Annotated in this window: 18 protein-coding genes; 7 read left to right on the top strand and 11 right to left on the bottom strand. The window is 71.1% G+C overall.

Features of this window, described 5'->3' with window-relative positions; genetic code table 11:
* Positions 1 to 125 precede the first annotated feature (125 nt).
* Positions 126 to 1,256: a GAF domain-containing sensor histidine kinase gene (locus ABD817_RS02945; RefSeq protein ID WP_344914661.1), complete on the bottom strand. Its 1,131-nt coding sequence runs from the start codon at positions 1,254 to 1,256 to the stop codon at positions 126 to 128.
* A 284-nt stretch (positions 1,257 to 1,540) separates the two neighbouring features.
* Between ABD817_RS02945 and ABD817_RS02950 the strand changes: the two genes are divergently transcribed.
* From ABD817_RS02950 to ABD817_RS02970, 5 genes are all read left to right on the top strand, one after another.
* Positions 1,541 to 2,206 carry an SDR family NAD(P)-dependent oxidoreductase gene (locus tag ABD817_RS02950; protein ID WP_344914663.1) on the top strand — a complete coding sequence of 222 codons (666 nt, stop codon included), beginning with the start codon at positions 1,541 to 1,543 and terminating at the stop codon, positions 2,204 to 2,206.
* A gap of 46 nt (positions 2,207 to 2,252) precedes the next feature.
* Positions 2,253 to 3,302 carry an S-adenosylmethionine:tRNA ribosyltransferase-isomerase gene (locus ABD817_RS02955; protein WP_344914665.1) on the top strand — a complete coding sequence of 350 codons (1,050 nt, stop codon included), beginning with the start codon at positions 2,253 to 2,255 and terminating at the stop codon, positions 3,300 to 3,302.
* Between the two features lie 91 nt (positions 3,303 to 3,393).
* On the top strand, positions 3,394 to 3,933 hold the full coding sequence (locus tag ABD817_RS02960) for a hypothetical protein (RefSeq protein WP_344914667.1): 540 nt from the start codon (positions 3,394 to 3,396) through the stop codon (positions 3,931 to 3,933).
* Positions 3,934 to 4,135: 202 nt separating this feature from the next.
* Positions 4,136 to 4,276, top strand: coding sequence for a hypothetical protein (locus ABD817_RS02965; protein WP_344914669.1), 141 nt, complete (start codon positions 4,136 to 4,138; stop codon positions 4,274 to 4,276).
* Between the two features lie 317 nt (positions 4,277 to 4,593).
* Positions 4,594 to 5,274 carry a response regulator transcription factor gene (locus tag ABD817_RS02970; protein ID WP_344914671.1) on the top strand — a complete coding sequence of 227 codons (681 nt, stop codon included), beginning with the start codon at positions 4,594 to 4,596 and terminating at the stop codon, positions 5,272 to 5,274.
* Positions 5,275 to 5,434: 160 nt separating this feature from the next.
* On the opposite strand, the gene ABD817_RS02975 is transcribed toward ABD817_RS02970, so the two are convergent.
* Both ABD817_RS02975 and ABD817_RS02980 read right to left on the bottom strand, forming a co-directional pair.
* Entirely contained in the window at positions 5,435 to 6,304 is an 870-nt protein-coding gene (locus tag ABD817_RS02975; RefSeq protein WP_344914673.1) for a lysophospholipid acyltransferase family protein, read from the bottom strand.
* A complete protein-coding gene (locus ABD817_RS02980; protein ID WP_344914675.1) occupies positions 6,301 to 7,146 on the bottom strand; it encodes a GNAT family N-acetyltransferase in 846 nt (281 codons plus the stop codon). The genes ABD817_RS02975 and ABD817_RS02980 overlap by 4 nt, the downstream gene beginning before the upstream one ends.
* 115 nt (positions 7,147 to 7,261) lie before the next feature.
* Here ABD817_RS02980 and serB point away from each other — a divergent pair, with 115 nt between their 5' ends.
* Complete coding sequence (gene serB, locus ABD817_RS02985; protein WP_344914677.1) at positions 7,262 to 8,485, top strand: phosphoserine phosphatase SerB; 1,224 nt, start codon at positions 7,262 to 7,264, stop codon at positions 8,483 to 8,485.
* Between the two features lie 62 nt (positions 8,486 to 8,547).
* Here serB and ABD817_RS02990 read toward each other — a convergent pair whose 3' ends face one another.
* The 5 genes from ABD817_RS02990 to ABD817_RS03010 all read right to left on the bottom strand — a co-directional run bounded on the left by ABD817_RS02990 (position 8,548) and on the right by ABD817_RS03010 (position 15,334).
* Positions 8,548 to 10,659, bottom strand: a complete 2,112-nt coding sequence (locus tag ABD817_RS02990; protein WP_344914679.1) for an FUSC family protein — start codon at positions 10,657 to 10,659, stop codon at positions 8,548 to 8,550.
* Between the two features lie 75 nt (positions 10,660 to 10,734).
* A complete protein-coding gene (locus tag ABD817_RS02995; RefSeq protein ID WP_344914681.1) occupies positions 10,735 to 11,208 on the bottom strand; it encodes a SixA phosphatase family protein in 474 nt (157 codons plus the stop codon).
* 181 nt (positions 11,209 to 11,389) lie between these two features.
* Positions 11,390 to 13,720, bottom strand: a complete 2,331-nt coding sequence (locus ABD817_RS03000; protein WP_344914683.1) for a sodium-translocating pyrophosphatase — start codon at positions 13,718 to 13,720, stop codon at positions 11,390 to 11,392.
* Between the two features lie 814 nt (positions 13,721 to 14,534).
* Positions 14,535 to 14,981 (bottom strand): ATP-binding protein, encoded by a 447-nt coding sequence (locus ABD817_RS03005; RefSeq protein WP_344914685.1) that lies wholly within the window; start codon positions 14,979 to 14,981, stop codon positions 14,535 to 14,537.
* Between the two features lie 2 nt (positions 14,982 to 14,983).
* Positions 14,984 to 15,334 carry an STAS domain-containing protein gene (locus ABD817_RS03010; protein ID WP_030916965.1) on the bottom strand — a complete coding sequence of 117 codons (351 nt, stop codon included), beginning with the start codon at positions 15,332 to 15,334 and terminating at the stop codon, positions 14,984 to 14,986.
* Positions 15,335 to 15,588: 254 nt separating this feature from the next.
* Between ABD817_RS03010 and ABD817_RS03015 the strand changes: the two genes are divergently transcribed.
* On the top strand, positions 15,589 to 18,042 hold the full coding sequence (locus ABD817_RS03015) for a DEAD/DEAH box helicase (protein WP_425583236.1): 2,454 nt from the start codon (positions 15,589 to 15,591) through the stop codon (positions 18,040 to 18,042).
* A 45-nt stretch (positions 18,043 to 18,087) separates the two neighbouring features.
* Here the strand turns inward: ABD817_RS03015 and ABD817_RS03020 are convergent, their stop codons facing one another.
* The 3 genes from ABD817_RS03020 to ABD817_RS03030 form a co-directional block, all read right to left on the bottom strand.
* Positions 18,088 to 18,729, bottom strand: coding sequence for an Rv3654c family TadE-like protein (locus tag ABD817_RS03020; RefSeq protein ID WP_344914687.1), 642 nt, complete (start codon positions 18,727 to 18,729; stop codon positions 18,088 to 18,090).
* A gap of 194 nt (positions 18,730 to 18,923) precedes the next feature.
* A complete protein-coding gene (locus tag ABD817_RS03025) occupies positions 18,924 to 19,256 on the bottom strand; it encodes a TadE family type IV pilus minor pilin (protein ID WP_344914689.1) in 333 nt (110 codons plus the stop codon).
* A gap of 140 nt (positions 19,257 to 19,396) precedes the next feature.
* A complete protein-coding gene (locus tag ABD817_RS03030) occupies positions 19,397 to 19,633 on the bottom strand; it encodes a DUF4244 domain-containing protein (RefSeq protein WP_329088924.1) in 237 nt (78 codons plus the stop codon).
* Positions 19,634 to 19,644 lie beyond the last annotated feature (11 nt).

Consider the following 19,644-nt stretch of genomic DNA (forward strand, 5'->3'; position numbering starts at 1 on the left):
GGGACTGCGGACGGCTGACCGCGCGGACTCCTCCGGACCACGGGCCCCACGGTCGTCCTCCCCCGCGCCCCCGATCACCCGGTCGTCCCCCTCCGGACCACGGCCGCCCCCCTCCGCGTCCCCGATCACGCGGGCACCTCCATCCGGACGAGCGTGCCCCTCCCCGGCTCCGACCTCACCCGCACGTTCCCGCCGACGGCCTCCGCCCTGTCGCTCATCGAGGCGATGCCCAGCCCCCGCCCCGTCGCGACGGTCACGTCGAACCCGGCCCCGTCGTCGCTCACCTCCAGGACCACGCGCCCGCCCGCGCAGCCCAGCCGGACCCCGACGGCACGCGCCGCCGAGTGCCTGGAGGCGTTGTGCAGCGCCTCCTGGGCCACCCGCAGGACGGCCACCTCGATCGCGGGTTCGAGCTCGCACACCGGGGACTCCTCGAACGAGAACGAGGCCGGGTGGAGCCGGTCGAGCAGGCGGACGTGCTTGCGGAGCGTCTCGGCCAGGCCGTGCCGGTCGAGCTCGGCCGGGCGGAGCTCCACGATCACCGCGCGCAACTCGGCCAGCGCCTCTCCCGCCAGCCGCTCCACCCGGTCGAGCTCCCGCAGTGCCCGCGCGGGATCGGCCACGACCAGCGACGCCGCGGCCTGCGCGGTGAGGCGCAGCGAGAACAGCTTCTGGGTCACCGCGTCGTGCAGCTCCCTGGCCATCCGGGTGCGCTCCTCCACCAGCGTGAGCTCCCGGCCCCGCTCGTACAGGCGGGCGTTGGTGAGGGCGATCGCGGCGTGCGCGGCGAACATGGTGAGCAGCCGCTGGTCGGCCTCGGTGAAGCCTCCGGGGGACCGCTTGTTGGACAGGAAGATGATGCCGAGCACCTCGTCCCCGTCGAGGATCGGCACCCCGAGGAAGTCCTTGAGCACCGGATGGGCGCGCGGCCAGTATTCGAACCTGGGGTCCCTGCGGATGTCGGGCAGCCGGACCGGCGCGCCCTCGCGCAGCATGGCGCCGAGCATGCCGTGCTGGCGGGGCGTCGGCCCGATCTCGTCCCACTGCTCGTCGGAGATGCCCTCGGCGACGAACTCGGCGAACGCCCCCTGGTCGTCGGGCACGCCCAGCGCGGCGTAGCGGGCGTCCAGCAACCGCCGCGCCGAGCGCACGATGACCTGGAGCACCTCCCGGACCGACAGGTGCCTGGTCACCGCGAGGACGGCCGAGCTCACCGCGTGCAGCGCGGCGTCCCGGTCCTCGCTCTCTGAGCTCACGAACCGACTCTAGGCGGCGACGGACACCCGCCGCGTACGCCGTCGGTCCTAGGACCTGTTTTGTGGATCTTCGCCGTAGCGAGGATCGGCCAGATGGATGCCCCGCAAGGCGGAGGAGGAGCTCATAACGGAGTTATGGGCGACGACGACAACGCGGCGGGGTGCCATCTGGGCGACCGCAGTAGGCGGAAAGATCCACAAAACAGGTCCTAGGCCCATCAGCCCACCCTGGGCCAGGTCCGGCGGCCGATGTGCGGCGGGGGCGCGGCTCCTAGCGTCGAGGCATGACGAAGACCGCACTCATCACCGGCGCCTCCCGTGGCCTCGGCCTGGCACTGGCCCGTTCCCTCGCCGCCGACGGCTGGCGGCTCATCCTCACCGCGCGGGGCGAGGACGCGCTGCGATCCGCCGCGGACGAACTCGGCGCCCTCGCCCTGGCCGGAGACGTCGCCGACCCCGCTCACCGGGACCGGCTGGCGGAGGCCGTACGAGAACACGGCGGGCTGGACCTGCTGGTCAACAACGCGTCGGGGCTGGGCGCGGTCCCGCTGCCGCCGCTGGCCGGATACCCGGTCGACACGCTTGAGGAGCTGTTCCTGACCAACGTGCTGGCCCCGCTGGCACTGATCCAGGCGAACCTGCGCGGGCTCAGGGAGCGGCGCGGCGCGATCGTGAACATCTCCTCCGACGCGGCGGTGGAGGCGTACGAGGGCTGGGGCGGGTACGGCGCGACCAAGGCGGCCCTGGAGCAGCTCTCCCGCGTGCTGGCCGTCGAGGAGCCGGACGTCGCGGTCTGGTGGGTCGATCCGGGCGAGATGTCCACCGCGATGCTCGCCGACGCGGTCGGCGCGGGGGAGGCGGCGGAGGCCCCGGGTCCGGAGACCGTCGTGCCCACCCTGCGGCGGCTGATCGCCGACCGCCCGGACAGCGGCCGGGTGAGGCACGGATGAACATACGGATCGTCGAGCGAGGAGAACGCATGAACGGGGAGGGAAGATGAGCGCGCCCGTGGCGGACGCCATGGCCGCGGACTTCGTGCTCCCGCGCGAGCTGGAGGCGCACGAACCTCCGGAGGCCCGGGGGCTCGCCCGTGACGGGGTGCGCCTGCTGGTCTCCGACCGGGTCAGCGGAGAGGTCGGCCACCACGCGTTCGCCGGGCTTCCCGGCCTGCTGGGTCCCGGCGACCTGCTGGTGGTCAACAACTCCGGCACGCTTCCCGCCGCCGTCCGGCTCGACCGGCTCGCGGTGCACTTCTCCACCGAGCGCGAGGACGGGACCTGGCTGGTCGAGCTCCGTCGCCGGGTTCCCGGAGGCCCCGAGGGCGCGGAACCGGCCGGTGAGCCCTACCCGGGCGGTGCGGACGGGGAGTGGCTGCCGCTGCCGGGCGGGGCGACGCTGCGGCTGCTGGGGCGCGAGACGCCGCGCCTGTGGCGGGCGAGCCTGGACCGCGAGGTCACCGGCTACCTCCGCCGGTACGGCGTGCCGATCCGCTACTCGTACGTGGACAGGGACTGGCCGCTGGCCGACTACCAGACCGTGTTCGGGGTGCGGCCGGGCAGCGCGGAGATGCCCAGCGCGGGGCGGCCGTTCACCACCGGGCTGGTGACCTCCCTGGTGTCGCGCGGGGTCGGGATCGCACCGATCACCCTGCACACGGGGGTGGCGTCCCCGGAGAAGGACGAGCCGCCGTATCCGGAGCGGTTCGAGGTGCCCGAGGCCACCGCGCGGCAGGTGGAGCTCGCGCGCGAGTCCGGCGGCCGGGTGATCGCGGTCGGCACGACCGTGGTCAGGGCGCTGGAGACGGCCGCGCTGCCCACCGGCCGGGTCCGGGCCGCGGATGGCTGGACCTCGCACATCGTGACCCCCGAGACCGGGGTGAGGGCGGTGAACGGCCTGCTCACCGGGTTGCACGAGCCGCGCTCCAGCCACCTGCTGATGCTGTCGGCGATCGCCGGTCGCGACCTGCTCTCGCGGTCGTACGCGGAGGCGCTCGGAGAGGGCTATCTCTGGCACGAGTTCGGCGACGTCCACCTGATCATCGGCTAGCCGGCCAGTCAGTCACAAGGGTTTTCCAAGTCGGGTCTCGCATGCTGACCGGTATTCGACGGGATCGACGAAATCCGACTGGAGTAAAGAAATGCGCCGGCACCTGACCGCCTTCGCCGCCTTCGCCCTGGCGGGAGGCATGCTGCTCACCCCCGGGACCGCGAACGCCGAGGCTCCCCGGATCACCGCGCCGCAGGAGGCCGCGAACCAGCCGCTCGCGCCGCTGAAGACGACCGTCTTCTACCCGCGCAGGGCCTGGGCGGGTGACTCGTACGTCTACACGCTCAAGATCAAGAACGTCGGCAGGTGGTACACCGACATCGCCTACGTCGGCGGAGACCTTCCCTCGCAGGTCTCCCGGGTCCGCATCACGGACAAGCCCTCCGGCTCGTACTGCGAGGTCTCGGGGCGCGAGGTGGGCTGCCTGCTCGACACCCTGAACCCCGGCAGGACGGCCACCCTCACGGTCAGGGTCTGGCTGAAGAACGGCGCCCGGGGCACCGCGACCGCCAATTTCGGTTCGGTCTCGATCGACGTCCCCGCGGGCGGGCTGGAGACCCTCGACATCCACGGCATCGACATCGGCACCGACGTCAAGTACGTGCGGGTGAAGACCCGGGTCCTCCGCTAACCGCATATTTCATGCGCGACCTTCTGACCAGGGGCGATTACCGAAATCCAGGAAATCGCCACCCCCGGAAACGCTCGGAAACGTCCCGGGCGGTAACGACGCGGCCACGCGGGACGCGCTCGCGTGAGGCCTCATACCGTTCGGTGAGGACGGGTTCTGGTGCTGGGCTCCCAACATCGTGGGGGTCGGCGACTACGAGACCATGGCGATCACGGTGAAGCTCGGCAAGAAGTCGGGCCGGACCGCCGAGGCCATCCTCGGCGTCGACAGCTATGACGTCCCGACCGGCGCCGAGACCCTCTCCAGGGACGGGCTGGAGCGCATGGGCCTCAAGCACTGGTAGTTCGTGAAGAAGGTCAAGACCCAGATCACGCGCTGACCCCGTCCTTCAAAAGGCGCCGTCTCAGGAGGCCCTGTCCTACAGCAGGCCGGGGCCTCCGCCCTTTTCTGGCCCCTCTCCCTCCGGGCCCCTTCGCGCTCTTGGACTTTTCGCTCGGGAACGTCACCCTCGTCCCCCGCGTTCGGTTCAGCGTCCGGATCCGCCGGAAAGCCGCTGTCCGTGGCCCCGGTCTCCGGCAACCGTGCGGGCAACCTCATATACGCCGCGCCCGTGGACCGGGCAGGATCTCCCCATGGCGAGTTCAGGACGGTACGCGATCCATGGCTGAACTGAGAGTCGTCCTGGCCGAGGACCACTACCTGGTACGTGAGGGCACCCGCAGGCTCCTGGAGACCTCCGGCGAGATCGAGGTGGTGGCCGCCGTGGGCACCGCGGACGAGCTGCTCGACGCCACCAGGCGGTTGCGTCCCCACGTGGTGGTGACCGACATCCGGATGCCGGGATCGGCCGATCTCGTCCGCCCGGGGATGGAGGGCATCGACGCGGCACACCTCATCCGCGCAACCTCACGGGACATCGGGGTCGTGGTGCTCTCCCAGTTCTCCGACGCGATGTTCGCCCTGGACCTGTTCAGGGACGGCACCGAGGGGCGCGCGTACCTGCTCAAGGACCGGGTCGGTGACATCGACGAGCTGCTCGGCGCGATCAGGTCGGTGGCCGGGGGCGGCTCGGTGATCGACCCCAAGGTGGTGGAGGGCCTGCTGGCCAAGCGCGGGGTACGCGGCAATCCTCCGCCCGCGGAGCTGACGCCCAGGGAGCTGGACGTGCTCAGGGAGATGGCGCACGGCCTGTCCAACGGGGGCATCGCCCGCGCCCTGCACCTGTCGGTCTCCGCGATCGAGAAGCACGTCAACTCGATCTTCATGAAACTGGCCCTGGAGAACAGCCCCGACACCCACCGCCGGGTGGCGGCCGTCATCACCTACCTGGGCTCGGCTTAGCCAGGGCCGGGACGCTCTGGGCTCGGCTCGACCGGGACCGAGGCATGGGACCGAGACATGGGGACCGACGCGGAAACGATCCGGTCACCACATGCCGGTACGCGCCGTGAGCACCGGTACGCAGCGGTACCCGCCGGTGGAGACCGGTCCGCCGCGCGGTTCAGGCGGCGACGGGGAGGCCGTGCGCGGCTCCGGCGACCAGCACCGAGGCGACGGACGACTCGGCCGCCCAGGCCAGTTCCCTGCGGTCGCGTCCCCGGACGACGGGCAGCATCGTCACCTCCACCGTCAGCCGCCGGACGGCCACCACGCGGCGGATCGAGGCCCACAGAAGGTCGTCACCGACATAGGCGGGCCCGCTGGCCAGGCCGTCCTCCCCTTCCAGATACCTGATCGCCACCGGCCTGACCGGGGCCCCGGCGTCCAGGGCCGCCTGGAACACGGCGGGCCTGAAGGAACCCATCCCGCGCCCGCACCAGGTCGTCCCCTCGGGGAAGGCCCCCACCGGATGACCGTCGGCGAGCGCCTCGGCCACACCGCCGACGGCCTTGGGCAGCGCGAAGAGCCGCTCCCTGTCGATGAACAGCACGCCCGCGCCCGCCGCCAGCAGGCCGACCACCGGCCACGCCCGGACCTCGTGCTTGGCGAGTACGCGACACGGCAGGACCGCCGCCATGACGAGCGGGTCCAGCCACGACACGTGGTTGGCCACGATCAGCGGAGCGGCCCCGGACGGCCCGTCGACGACCGGACGGGACCCGGAGACCGAGCCGGCCATGAACGCGAACCCCCGCCGCACCTCGACCCGTACGCCGACGGCCCGCAGCACCAGCCGGGACCAGGCACTCGTCAGCCGGATCCTGCCCGTCGTACCGAGCCCTCGGGCCGCGAGCGCGAGCGCCACCCCGGCCAGGACCACCAGTACGGCCGCCACCAGCCGCAGCGCCCTGCGCGGCCCGGTGGCCCTCGATCCCGGCGGGAACAGGCAGGTGGCGGGCGTGCACGGCGCCACCGGCACCCACGGGCTCACGATGTGGCTCCCAGGAAGTAGCGCAGGTAGCGGGGGTCGGCCTCGGCCATCGAGAGCAGAACGAAGAAGTCGGCCGTACCGAAGTCGAGGTCGTGGGCGGGCGGGCCGCACACCCAGGCGCCCAGCCGCATGTACCCGCGCAGCAGCGGCGGCAGCGGCGTCCGTCCCGGCCTCGCGGCGGCCGTACGCTCCGAGGTGTCCTCCCGCTGCGGCGGCACGGCCCCGGCCCCGACCGGGGGTGCCGCAACGAACCCGGAGCCGGCCGGGAGAGCCGAATCGTCTCCCCTGCGCGAAGGGCCGGAGGCCGGGTCCGCCCGCCAGGGGCGGTGCGGCGTGACGCGGTAGCCCGGCGGGGAGAGCGGCACCCGCTCCATGATCCCGGCGGCCTCGGCCACCGGTACCGAGCAGCTCCCGGCCAGCCAGCCGTACCCCCCGGCCACCATGTAGCGGGCGATTCCCGCCCACATCAGCCCGAGCACCGCGCCGCCCCGGTGGCTCGGGTGCACGCAGGCCCGCCCGGCCTCGACCATGTTTCCCCGGATACCGGCCAGCGCGCCGAGATCGAACTCGGAGTCGGAGTAGAGGCGATCGGCCCGCCGGGGGCCGAGCAGCCGATAGGTGCCGACGACCTCACCCGTGTCGTCGCACCTCACCAGAAGGTGATCGCAGTAGGCGTCGAGCGGATCGACGTCCAGGCCGGTGATGGGACTGTCCAGCCGGGCGCCCATCTCCTCGGAGAAGACGCGGTGGCGCAGGCGCTGGGCCTCACGCATCTCGACGGCGGTAGCGGCCAGCCCGACGCTGTAGCGGGCGAGGCGCGGCTCCATGGGAAGGGTCGTCATGGGTTCATGAAGACAGTCGCAGGTGACACGGGACCGGAGGGCCCCGCGAACTCCAGGCGTCCGGATGATGAACCGCATTCACGGCCGAATCCAGAGCCAAGTACCGTAGGAACCGATGAACCAGCGCACGCTTCTGATCACGTTGAACGGCCCCGATCGACCAGGCGTGACCTCACGCCTCTTCTCGGTCCTGGCCGGCTTTCCCGTCATCGTCGCCGACGTGGAGCAGGTCGTCATCCGCGGCCGGCTCACCCTCGGCGTCCTCGTCTCGTACGCGGGCGACACGCCGACCGGCACCGGCGGCACCCTCGGCGCCCTCTGGACCGCCGTCGAGCGGACCGCGGAGGATCTCGGGTTGCAGGTGGAGCTGTCCACCGGCTCCGACCCGAAGGAGAAGCGGCGCAGGGGGCGGCTCGACGTCACCGTGCTCGGCTCGCCGCTGCAGCCCGCCGCCATGGCGGGCATCGCGGGGCGGATCGCCGCGGCCGGTGCCAACATCGACAGGATCGAGCGCCTGTCCAGCTACCCGGTGACCTGCATCGAGCTGTCCCTCTCCGGCGCCGACCCCGACACCCTCAGGGCGGAGCTCGCCGTCGAGGCGCACGCCCAGCAGGTCGACGTGGCCGTGCAGCGGACCGGCCTGCACCGCAGGGCCAAGCGCCTGATCGTGATGGACGTCGACTCGACGCTCATCCAGGCCGAGGTGATCGAGCTGCTGGCGGCGCACGCCGGCTGCCTGGAGGAGGTCGCCAGGGTCACCGAGGAGGCGATGCGCGGCGAGCTCGACTTCGCCGAGTCGCTGCGCCGCCGGGTCGCGCTGCTCGAAGGTCTCTCGGAGGAGGTCTTCGAGAAGGTACGCAAGGAGCTCGTGCTGACTCCCGGCGCCCGGACGCTGGTACGGACGCTCAAGCGGCTCGACTACCGGTTCGCGATCGTCAGCGGCGGGTTCACGCAGCTCACCGACGCTCTCGTGGAGGACCTCGGGATCGACTACTCCGCGGCCAACACCCTGGAGGTCGTCGACGGCGTGCTGACCGGGCGGGTCGTCGGCGAGATCGTCGACCGGCCGGGCAAGGCGCGGGCGCTGGAGCGCTTCGCCCGCGAGGCGGGGATCCCGATCAGCCAGACCGTCGCCATCGGCGACGGCGCCAACGACCTCGACATGATCGCGGCGGCCGGTCTCGGCATCGCGTTCAACGCCAAGCCGGTGGTCCGCCGCGCCGCCGACACCGCGGTCAACGTGCCCTACCTCGACTCGATCCTCTACCTGCTCGGTATCCCCCGCGCCGAGGTGGAGGACGCCGACGCCGAGGACGGTGTCACCCCGGCGGACCGCTGACCGGACCGGGCTCCCGGAATGATCACGGCCACCGGCTTACCTGATCAACCGGCTTCTCCGGGCTATCGACTCCTCGGGGTGGTGAGGGAGGCCAGCCGTACGGCCTCGGCGCCGATACCCCGCAGGGCGGGCTGCGCGGCGGCGGCGTGCCTGATGCGCCGGCGCAGCCCGGTCATCCTGTCGGCCGCGTCCCCGTGCAGATCGGCCAGCTCGGCGAGCTCGTCCAGGCGGCGGGCGGCCAGCGCGTCCACGTGCGCGCCGAGCTCGTCGAGCACGGCGTCGAGATCGTCGGGCGGCACTCCGGCCCTCTCCGTCCTGACCGCCTCGGCGACCTTCTCCAGCCGGTCGGCGACGAGGTCGAGGACCGTCACCGTGGGCCCCGCCCCCTCCTCGGGCGGCGGCACCGCCATCAGCGCGAGCGCGTTGTCGCGCAGCCGCCTGGCCGCCGTCAGCGCCTCCCTGAGCCGCCACGGCGCGCTGCCGCCCGGTTCCTTGTCCAGCAGGTCCAGGGAGTCGGCGAGCCGCCCGGCGGCGTCGGCCGCGGCGAAGCCCCGGGAGTCCACCTCGGCGGGGTCCTGGTCGATCAGCGACCGTACCAGGGCGGCGTGGCTGTCGAGCATCTCCGCGATACCGGTGGTCAGCCGGGCCCGGTGCCCCCTCGGCCACAGCAACCGGGCGAAGAGCAGCGCCAGCGCGCCGCCCGCGACCGTGAACCCCACCCTGGCCGTGGCCGCGCCCCAGTCGAGCGGCAGGGAGAAGTCGGACAGCAGCAGCGAGAGCGGCGTGGAGAAGATCGCCCAGTATCCGTAGCCGGACCCGCGCAGCGCGAAGCCCAGCGCCGCGCAGACGGAGATGAAGAGCGTCAGGTACAGGTGACCCGGCGCGACCGCCAGCACCACCGCGGCGGCCACCGCGCCCACGGCCGTGCCCAGCACCCGCAGCAGCACCCGTTCCACCGTGTCGCGGTAGGCGGGGCGGAGGCTGACCGCCACGGTCACCACGAACCACTTCGCGTAGTGCTCGTGGGCCAGCACCATCAGCGTCATGGCCGTGACCACCGCCAGCCCCACCCGGACCGGGTGGTGACCGGCCATGATCTCCGGCTTGCGGGGCCGTACGAGCCTCGGCGGGCGGAGGCCCACCTCGACGCCCCCGGCGGCCTGCCGCGCCACCGAGCGCACCGCCATCGTGATCCGGTCCACCCCCCGGCGGATCTGCCCCAGCAGCACGGCCGCGGGCAGCGGTGCCTCGCCCGCGCGGGCGGTTCCGCGGATCTCGTCCACCCGATCGGCGAACCGCCCGATGGCGGCCAGCGCCTCCTGGAGCTCCGGCGAACCGCCGGGCAGCACCGCCTCCCGCAGCGCGCGGGCCAGCACCCCGACCGCCTCGTCCAGCTCCCGCTCCCACTCGGTCCCGACGCCCGTCTCCACGACCGCCGCGCGCAGTACGCGCAGCGCGATCGTCTGCTGGAAGACGCGGGTCAGCGCGGCAGGTAGCCGCTCCGGCGACCGGTCGTCCTCCACGGAGATCCGGTAGAGGGAGAGCGCCCTGTCCAGGTCCTTCAGCGCGGTGACGGCCCGCCGGCGCAGCGGCTCCCAGCTCTCGTCCGCGAGCGGCGCCCTTCCCCCGGCGGCCAGGAGGTCGGCCAGCGCCGTACCGGCCTCCTCCACGGCCCTGCGGAGCGGCCGGAGCCGCCGTACCGGCCAGACCGCCACGACCAGCAGCACGGCCAGCAACCCGCCGGCGGCCGTGGTCCCCAGGTGGAGCGGCGCGCTCATGCCGGGAGGCGCGAAGTACGTCAGGGTCACGGAGAGCACCGCGGGGGTGCCCAGCGCCGGCCAGTAGACGCCCGCCGCCGCGACCAGGCCGACCACCACGACGGCGACCGGCCAGGGGCCGGGCCGGACGAGCTCGCCGAGACCGACGCCGCACGTGACCGTGGTCGTGGTGACGAGCAGCCTGCGGACGCGATCACCGTACGGCTGTCCCGGTGCGTCGCCGAAGAGCGTGAGATAGCCGCCCAGGGCCACCGAGGCGCCCTCCTGGAGGTGACCGAGGAGGACGCCGAACATCAGGGGGAGGCAGATGACCAGCGCGCACAGCAGGCCGTAGCCCCAGGCCGGACGGCCGGAGAGCCGGAAGTCGGCGCGCAGCGCGCCGATGAGCCCTCGCATGCCACCCCCGATCGCGCCCCTCGCGCCTCCCCTCCCGGGACCGCGCCGGACCTCAGTGCTTGTTGGGGGTCAGTCTCAGTGCTTCTTGGGGTTCCAGTGGGCGATCTCACGACCGGCGTCGAGCCCGGCCCACTCGCCGTCGACCTCGATGACGGCGAACGAGCCGGGCGGGAACCCGGCGTCGCCGTCGACGTCGGCGAGCTGCCTGACCAGCTCGTGGACCCCGGGATTGTGGCCGACCAGGACCAGCGTGCGCACCTCGGGGTCGCTCCGCCGGATCAGCGTGAGCAACTCGTCGGGGTAGGCCTCGTATATGGCCGGTTCGATCAGGGTCTCGGCGTCGGGGAGTGCCAGGTCGGCCGTCTGCCTGGTGCGTACCGACGGCGAGCAGAGCACCAGGTCGGGGGTGAGGCCCATCCCGGCGAGGGCCGCGCCGACCTTGAGCGCGTCGCGCTCGCCGACATCGGTGAGGGGACGCTCGCGGTCGGCGAGGCCGGAGGTGTGAACCGCCTTGGCGTGGCGCAGGACGACGAGTGTGCGCGCCGTCATCGCGACGCCCACACGGCCAGACCCACGATCACCGCGAACACCGCGGCCATCGCCAGCAGGATGAGGACGAGTGTCTTGCCTCCGGAGGGCTGCTGTTCCATACCGGCCAGTTTCCCATCGGGGTGGTCCGCACACGCCGAAGGGGTGCACGCGGCCCGTGCACCCCTTCGTCAAACATTGCTCAGCTGGAGACCTGCTCCGGCTCCCGGTCGGGGTTGACCTCCTCCGTCGGGGCGATGCCCGCCGAACGACGCTTGGAGACGACGACCGCGCCGATGACGACGCCCACCGCCAGCACCGTGATGCCGATGCGGAGCGCGGGGTTGTCGGCGTAGGCCACCACGGCCGGGGCGATCAGCAGCGCCACGAGGTTCATCACCTTGAGGAGCGGGTTGATCGCCGGTCCTGCGGTGTCCTTGAACGGGTCGCCGACGGTGTCACCGATGATGGTGGCCTCGTGGGCCTGCGAGCCCTTGCCGCCGTGGTGACCGTCCTCGACCAGCTTCTTGGCGTTGTCCCAGGCACCACCGGAGTTGGCCAGGAACACCGCCATGAGCGTGCCGCACGCGATGGCACCGGCCAGGAACGCGCCGAGCGGGGCGTACCCGAGGGCGAAACCGACGGCGATCGGGGTGAGCACGGCGAGCAGGCCGGGTGTGGCGAGCTCCCGCAGCGAGTCGCGGGTGCAGATGTCGACGACCCTGCCGTAGTCGGGCAGCTCCGTCCCGGCCATGATGCCCGGCTTGGTGCGGAACTGCTCGCGCACCTCGAAGACCACCCGCCCGGCCGCGCGGCCGACCGCCATGATCGCCAAGCCGGAGAACATGAACACCACCGCGGCGCCGATGACCAGACCGACCAGCACGTTCGGGGAGTCGACGCTCAGGCTGAACGCGCTGAACGAGCCCAGCGCCTCCTTCACACTCGCCGTCGCGCTCGTCAGCTGGGTCTCGACCGCCGTACGGAACGCGCCGAACAGCGCGGTCGCGGCGAGTACGGCGGTGGCGATCGCGATGCCCTTGGTGATCGCCTTGGTGGTGTTGCCGACGGCGTCCAGCGAGGTGAGGACCTGGGCTCCCTCGCCCTCGACGTCGCCGGACATCTCGGCGATGCCCTGGGCGTTGTCGGAGACCGGGCCGAAGGTGTCCATCGACACGATCACGCCGACCGTGGTCAGCAGGCCGGTGCCCGCCAGCGCCACGGCGAACAGCGCGATCGTGACGTTGCCGAAGCCCAGCAGAAAGGCTCCGTAGACGGCCGCTCCGATGATCAGCGCGGAGTAGACCGCCGACTCCAGGCCGACGCTGATGCCGGACAGGATGACCGTGGCGGGTCCCGTACGGGAGCTCTCGCCGATGTCCCGCACCGGACGGCGGTTCGTCTCGGTGAAGTAGCCGGTGAGGATCTGGATGGCACTCGCCAGCACCAGGCCGATGAGCACCGCCCCGACCGCGATCAGGCGCGGGTCCGAGGTGACCGCGGCGATCTCCGGGCTCACACCCGTCAGCCCGGAGAAGCTGGCCGGCAGGTAGAGGTAGGCCGCGACGGCGACGAGGATCGCCGAGATGGCCGCCGAGATGAAGAAGCCCCGGTTGATCGCGGCCATCGCGTTGCGGTCGCCGGCGCGCGGAGCGGTGACGAAGATGCCGATGATCGCCGTGATCACACCGATCATGGGCACGATCAGCGGGAACACCAGTCCCTCGACGCCGAAGGCCACCTTGCCCAGGATCAGGCTGGCGACGAGCATGACCGCGTAGGACTCGAACAGGTCGGCGGCCATGCCCGCGCAGTCGCCCACGTTGTCGCCCACGTTGTCGGCGATGGTGGCGGCGTTGCGCGGGTCGTCCTCGGGAATGCCCTGCTCGACCTTGCCGACCAGGTCGGCGCCGACGTCGGCGGCCTTGGTGAAGATGCCTCCGCCGACTCGCATGAACATGGCGAGCAGCGCGGCGCCGAAGCCGAAGCCCTCCAGCACGGCCGGGGCGTCGCCCCCGTAGGTGATCACCACCACGGCCGCACCGAGGAGGCCGAGGCCAACAGTGATCATTCCGGCCACGCCGCCGGTGCGGAAGGCGATCCGCATGGCGACCTTCTCACCGGCCGTACGGGCCGCGGCGGCGACGCGGACGTTGCCGCGGACCGCCAGCCACATGCCGATGAATCCGGTGAGCGCGGAGAACAGCGCGCCGACGACGAAGAACGCCGACCTGCCGATCCTCACGCTGGTCGTCTCGGCCGGGAGAAGATACAGCAGGAACGGGATCAGAATGACGAACAACGCGAGCGTCCGGAACTGCCGCGCGAGATACGCGGAAGCCCCTTCCTGGACGGCTCTCGCGATGTTCTGCATGCGTTCGGTGCCTTGGTCGGCGGCCAGCACCTCCCGCACCAGTGTGCCGGCGACGGCGAGTGCGAGCAGGGCGACGGCGGCGACCACGATCACGATGGTGGAGTGGTAACCATTCAGGGACACCGCTGGCTCTGCAGCGGCGAGATGGAGCACAGACATCCGACTCTCCTTGGCAAGACGGGAACACGTCCTGCCCGGAGTGCGCTGCGGTGAGTGTTAGGCGGCTGAAGCGGCGCACATCCGGGATGGTTGGCAGTGCCGCTTCCAGTTGCAGACCCCCACGGGGTGCGGCTCGCGTACGGGCCGCTCCGAAGGATAAACCTTGGCCGGTTCCGGGAGTCTACGCAGCGACGACGCGGATATGAAGCCTCTGCCCACGGCCAATTGACGACACGACGGGTGCCTCCCGGTGCCCGACCTGCTTACGAGGTCATTTCACCCGTCACACCTGTCCCTCAGCCCTTGTTTCTCCCCAGTTTCAGGCAAGAAACATCTAAATTAAGCTTTGACCGAAATTGGAATCACCTCGGAGGACCGCCAGGCGCGCCACGGAAGATCCTCCGGCTGACGGTCACCCCGCCGGACGCGTCCGAGTGAACGTCATCGGCGCCCTCCCTGCGATGTCCATGTGGACGTCAGGGACGTCAGGCCGTTCACTCCCGGACCGAACCATGTGATCCGTTCCCGGACCGCACAATGCGAACGGACACCACGCGCACGGACACCTCCGCCCCCGGAGCGCACCGTGTGGACATCACCGGATCGCACCATGTGATTCGCCCCCGGACCGCACCATGTGGACGTCATCGGCGGTCCTCCCGCCGGGCGACCGGGCGGCGCCCCGTTCCCCCGTCGTCCCCGCTCCCCGGCGAACAACCGGGTATGTCCGGGCGGGCTCACCGGCGGCGCACCCTCTCCAACGAACAGCCGGGCGCGTCCACATGGACACGCCCGGCCGCCGAAGTCTTCTTTGTCAGACCGGAGACATCCCGTTCGTCGCCGCCGGCCAGCTCATGCGAATGCACATGCCCTTCTGGCTCGGGTAGACCTGAACGTCGTCGGCCAGCCCCGCGATGACCGCGATGCCGAAACCGGCCATCAGGTCATCGGGAAGCTGCCCGAACGGATCGTCGAACCCCAGAAAGCCGCGATCATGCTCCAGCTCGTCACTGGGGGCGGAGTCGGTGACCGTCACCTCGAAACGCCCCAGATCATCACGTAGCTCGATCCGGATCGGCTCTCCCGGACAGTGGAGGCGATGTGCCTCCACAGCCCGCGAGCACGCCTCTCCAACAGCGAGCCTTACCTCGTCCAGCAGCGACTCCTGCACGCCGGTGCGCCTCGCGATGGCCGTGGCGACCAGGCGCGCCGTCCGCACATGCGCGGGGAGAGCGCTGAACGTCAGCTCGACGGTAGCCACGACTACTTGTCTCGACCGTGAGCTTCCTTGGCCTCGTCGACCGAGGCGTAGATCCCGAAGACCTTCGTCAGCCCTGTGATCCGGAAAATCTTCAGGATGCGCTCCTGGGTGCAGACAAGCTCCAGTGAGCCATCGTGCGCCCTGACTCGCTTGAGCCCGCCGACCAGGACACCAAGGCCCGTGGAGTCAAGGAAGTCGACCTTCTCCATGTTGACGAGCAGGTGGAAATTCCCCTTGTTGACCAGGTCGATCAGGAGCTCACGCAATCTGGGCGCGGTGTAGACATCGATCTCACCCTCGACCTCAACGATGGTGAGACGGTCCTCGGAATGGTGGTCCAACTTCAGATCCACAGATCCTCCAGCGCCTTGCCTGCGAAAGTACCGATTCGAGCATGCCTTCCTGGGACCGGGTGACCCCCGGACGACAAGCCCCGACGCGCGGCATTCAACCATGCGTACGCTCAGTGTCTATACGAAATCACGATTCCCGGCGACTCTGCCCACAGATGTGAGACTGGAAACCAGTGACCCCGCCCTCATCCTCGCCCCTCAGAGCGGGCACCGCCCTCAGCCGCCTCCTCGACGTTCCCGCACGTCGGGAGCGTGTGACCCACGTGGAGCATGTTCCCGCACGTCAGGCGGGTGAGACCCGATGGCCCGACTGGGTCGACCAGCGGCTGGTTACGCGCTGGGCGAACCACGGTATTTCCGGCCTGTGGCCACATCAGGCCGAGGCCGCGGACCTGATCTACCGTGGCCAAAACGTGATCATCTCCACGGGGACCGCGTCAGGCAAGTCCCTCTCCTACCTGGTCCCGGCGCTCTCCTCGACGCTCGACGGCGGCACGATCCTCTACCTGTCGCCCAGCAAGGCTCTGGCCGCCGATCAGCTCCGCGCGCTGCGCGAGCTCGACCCTCCCGGGCTCCGGGCCGCCACCTACGATGGCGACACCTCCTTCGAGGAGAGGGCCTGGGTACGCAAGCACGCCAACTACGTCCTCACCAACCCCGACATGCTCCACCGCGGCCTGTTGCCCCGTCACGCCCAGTGGTCGCTCTTCTGGCGACGGCTCCGGATGGTCGTCGTGGACGAGTGCCACGGCTACCGGGGCGTCTTCGGCTCCCACGTCGCGCAGATCCTGCGCCGCCTGCGCCGGATCTGCGCGCGCTACGGCTCCCAGCCGACGTTTCTGCTCTCCTCGGCGACGGCCAACGAGCCCGGGATCTTCGCGAGGCGCCTGACGGGCCTCCAGATGGCCGAGGTGACCACGGACACCTCACCCCGGGGCGCGACCACCTTCGCGCTGTGGGAGCCACCCCTGACCGACCTGCGCGGTGAGGGCGGCGCCCCCGTCCGTCGCCCCGCGACCGCCGAGAGCGCGGACCTCCTTGCCGACCTCGTCGCCTCCGACGTACGGACCCTGGCCTTCGTCCGCTCCCGCAGGGCAGCCGAGACCGTGGCCCTCACCACGCGGGCCAGGCTCCAGGACCTCGTCGTCGACGGGGAAGTGCCCGCGGACCTGCCCGGCAAGGTGGCGGCCTACCGGGCGGGATACCTGGCCGAGGATCGCAGGAGCCTGGAAAGGGCCCTGCGCTCCGGCGAACTGCTCGGCCTGGCGACGACCAACGCGCTGGAACTCGGCGTCGACGTCTCCGGGCTGGACGCCGTGCTCATCGCGGGATGGCCTGGAACCCGCGCCTCCCTCTGGCAGCAGGCCGGACGGGCCGGGCGCGACGGCCAGGACGCGCTGGCGGTGCTGATCGCCAGGGACGACCCCCTGGACACCTACCTCGTCCACCACCCGGAGGCCCTGTTCGGCCGTCCCGTGGAGACGATCGTGCTCGACCCCGGCAACCCGTACGTGCTCGGGCCCCACCTGTGCGCGGCGGCGGCGGAGATCCCGCTCACCCACGACGAACTGGACATCTTCGGCCCGACCACCAAGGAGGTGCTCGCGGACCTGGTCAAGGACGGCCTGCTCAGAGAACGCGCCGCAGGCTGGTTCTGGACCAGCCGGGGACGCGCCACGGACCTCGCCGACATCCGGGGAGCGGGCGCCGCGCCCGTCCAGGTCGTCGAGATGTCCACCGGGCGACTGCTCGGCACCGTGGACGAGCCCTCGGCTCACTCTGCCGTGCACACCGGCGCCGTCTACGTGCACCAGGGGGAGACGTTCCTGGTGGCCGAACTCGACCTGGAAGCGGGGGTCGCGCTGGTCGAGGCCGGGAGTCCCGACTACACGACCTTCGCCAGGGATGTCACCGACATCTCTGTCATCGAGTCCCTTCGCTCGCACCCCCTCGGGCAGGGAGAGCTCCATTTCGGCGCGGTCGAGGTGACAAGCCAGGTCGTGGCCTATCTCAAGCGCCGGGCCCAGAGCGGCGAGCTCATGGGGGACGAGCCCCTCGACCTGCCCCCGCGCACGCTGCGGACCCGTGCCGTCTGGTGGACGCTGCCCATCTCGGCGATCATCCCCCTGGCCGAGGAGGGCCTAGACCTGGGCGGCGCCGCGCACGCGGCCGAACACGCCTCCATCGGCCTGCTACCGCTCTTCGCGACCTGCGACCGCTGGGACATCGGTGGGGTCTCCACCGAACTCCACCCCGACACCGGGCTGCTCACCGTCTTCGTTTACGACGGCCACGAGGGAGGTGCCGGTTTCGCCGAACGTGGTTACGCCCGCGCGCGCGACTGGCTCACGGCCACCCGCGAGGCCATCGCCTCCTGCGAGTGCGAACGCGGCTGCCCGTCGTGCATCCAGTCTCCCAAGTGCGGCAACGGCAACGAACCCCTCGACAAGGCCGGAGCCCTCCGGCTTCTCGCCGTCCTGCTCTCCCCGGACACCACAGACGCGACCCTACTCCCCCAAGCCACCCCGAACACTGCGGACGCGCCCCCGCTCTCTCAGAACACCACGGACACCACAGACGCGCCCCCGCAGAACATCACGGACACCGCGGACACGACCCCGCTCTCCGCAGGCACCGCGGAGATGACAGACGAGGCTTTGCTCTCCGCAGACACCGCAGACGTGACAGCCGAGAAACCCACCGGGTGACGGGCGGCGGATAAGCCCCTCTCGGCTGTTTTCGTCAGCCCGTCCTCAAGGAGCGGGATCAGCGATGTGAACGGGTCCCGCTCGCGCCCTGGAGGTGATCGCCACCGGCCCCTTCAGGGGGAGCGAGATCTCCATGGCCACCTCGATGTCCGCGATGCCACCATCGCTCAAAGAACAGCGGATGACCCTGGCCTTGTTGTCCGCGGCGAGCGAGGAGGCCCTCAGACAGCTTCGGCCCGGATCCGCGAAGGCCAGCCGGGCGGCGGCGAGCGCACTCAGGTCGGCGGCACTCTGCGCCCGGTGGCGCGCGACCCTGGCCATGCCCGCGAACACGACCGCCGCCGCGACCGCGAAGACCAGCGCCATGAGCCCAACCGTCCAGATCGTCGCCGACCCCCGCTGCGCGTTCTCCCTACCCATGCCATCCTTCCTCCTCGCCCCCGTGCCCGTACTCATCTCCCTCCTCGCACCCATACCTGTCCCCACCTCCCTCTTACCTGTCCTCACCTCCCTCTTCGCGTCCGTGCTCGTACTCATCTCCCTCTTCGCGTTCGTGCCCGTACCGCCCTCTCTCCCTGCATCCACCTCTCCTTGCATCCGCGCCCACACCCACCCTCTCCTCGCATCCGTACCGACCTTTCCGCTCGTGTCCGTACTCGCGCTCGGATCGACTTCCCGCCGTGCCACAGGCATCTCCCCCCGTCTACTACCTGGCCCATCCCCCGGCCTGGTTCTCGCTCGTCCCCCGGCCTTGCCTTCGTCCACGGCCTGATTTCCCTCGTTTCCCGGTTGGCGCATGACTCGCGCCGCCGCAGGCGCGGCCGGTAGCCGCCATGACTGTTGCCGTGGGCCCTGCGAGCCCGGTCGCGATTCCCATGGCCCTACCGCTCCAGCCCCGGCTCGGTGATGGACACCGCTGTCGCGTGAACAGTGACGCCCGGGAGCGAGGCGCCCCAGCGAGGTCTGACGTTCACGGACACCTCCACCCGTGCCAGCTCCGCGCTCCGGGTCACCGCGACCACGGCACCCGCCGGAGCCACGGACAGGACACCGCCTCGGACCCGCTCAAGAGACTCGCCGCGAGAGGCGGCCCGTGCCCCGGCCCGCGCGGCGTCCACACACTCCAGCTGCGCCTCGACCGCCGCCACGGCCCACAGCCCGGCTCCCAGAACGACCATGAGGGCGGGCAGCGCCGCAGCCGTCTCCGCCGTCACCGACCCTCTGGACCGACGGACTCCGGACCAGCGGAAGCCGGACTGACAGAAGCCGGGCCGACGGAAGCCGAACCAGCGAAGACGGGGGCCGGACTGACGGGAGTCAGACCGGAGGGCAACGGTCACCGACGCCGGGAGGATCATCCGGCCACGGTGAGCGCCCGATTGATCAGAGCTGTGATCATCTGTTGAACGTCGGAACTCGTCACCACCTTGAAGAGGAGGGCGGCGAAAGCACAGGCGGCGATCGTTCCGACCGCGTACTCGGCGGTGGACATTCCTCGGTCACGGTGCGCGCCGGTGGTCAGCAGCGCCCATCGGGCACGCGGCCACCGTGACCAGTCGCGCCGCGCGTGAACAGCACTCGTCCGAGCCATTCGCTCCTCCT

This window comes from Streptosporangium oxazolinicum, assembly GCF_039537505.1.
GTDB lineage: Bacteria > Actinomycetota > Actinomycetes > Streptosporangiales > Streptosporangiaceae > Streptosporangium > Streptosporangium oxazolinicum.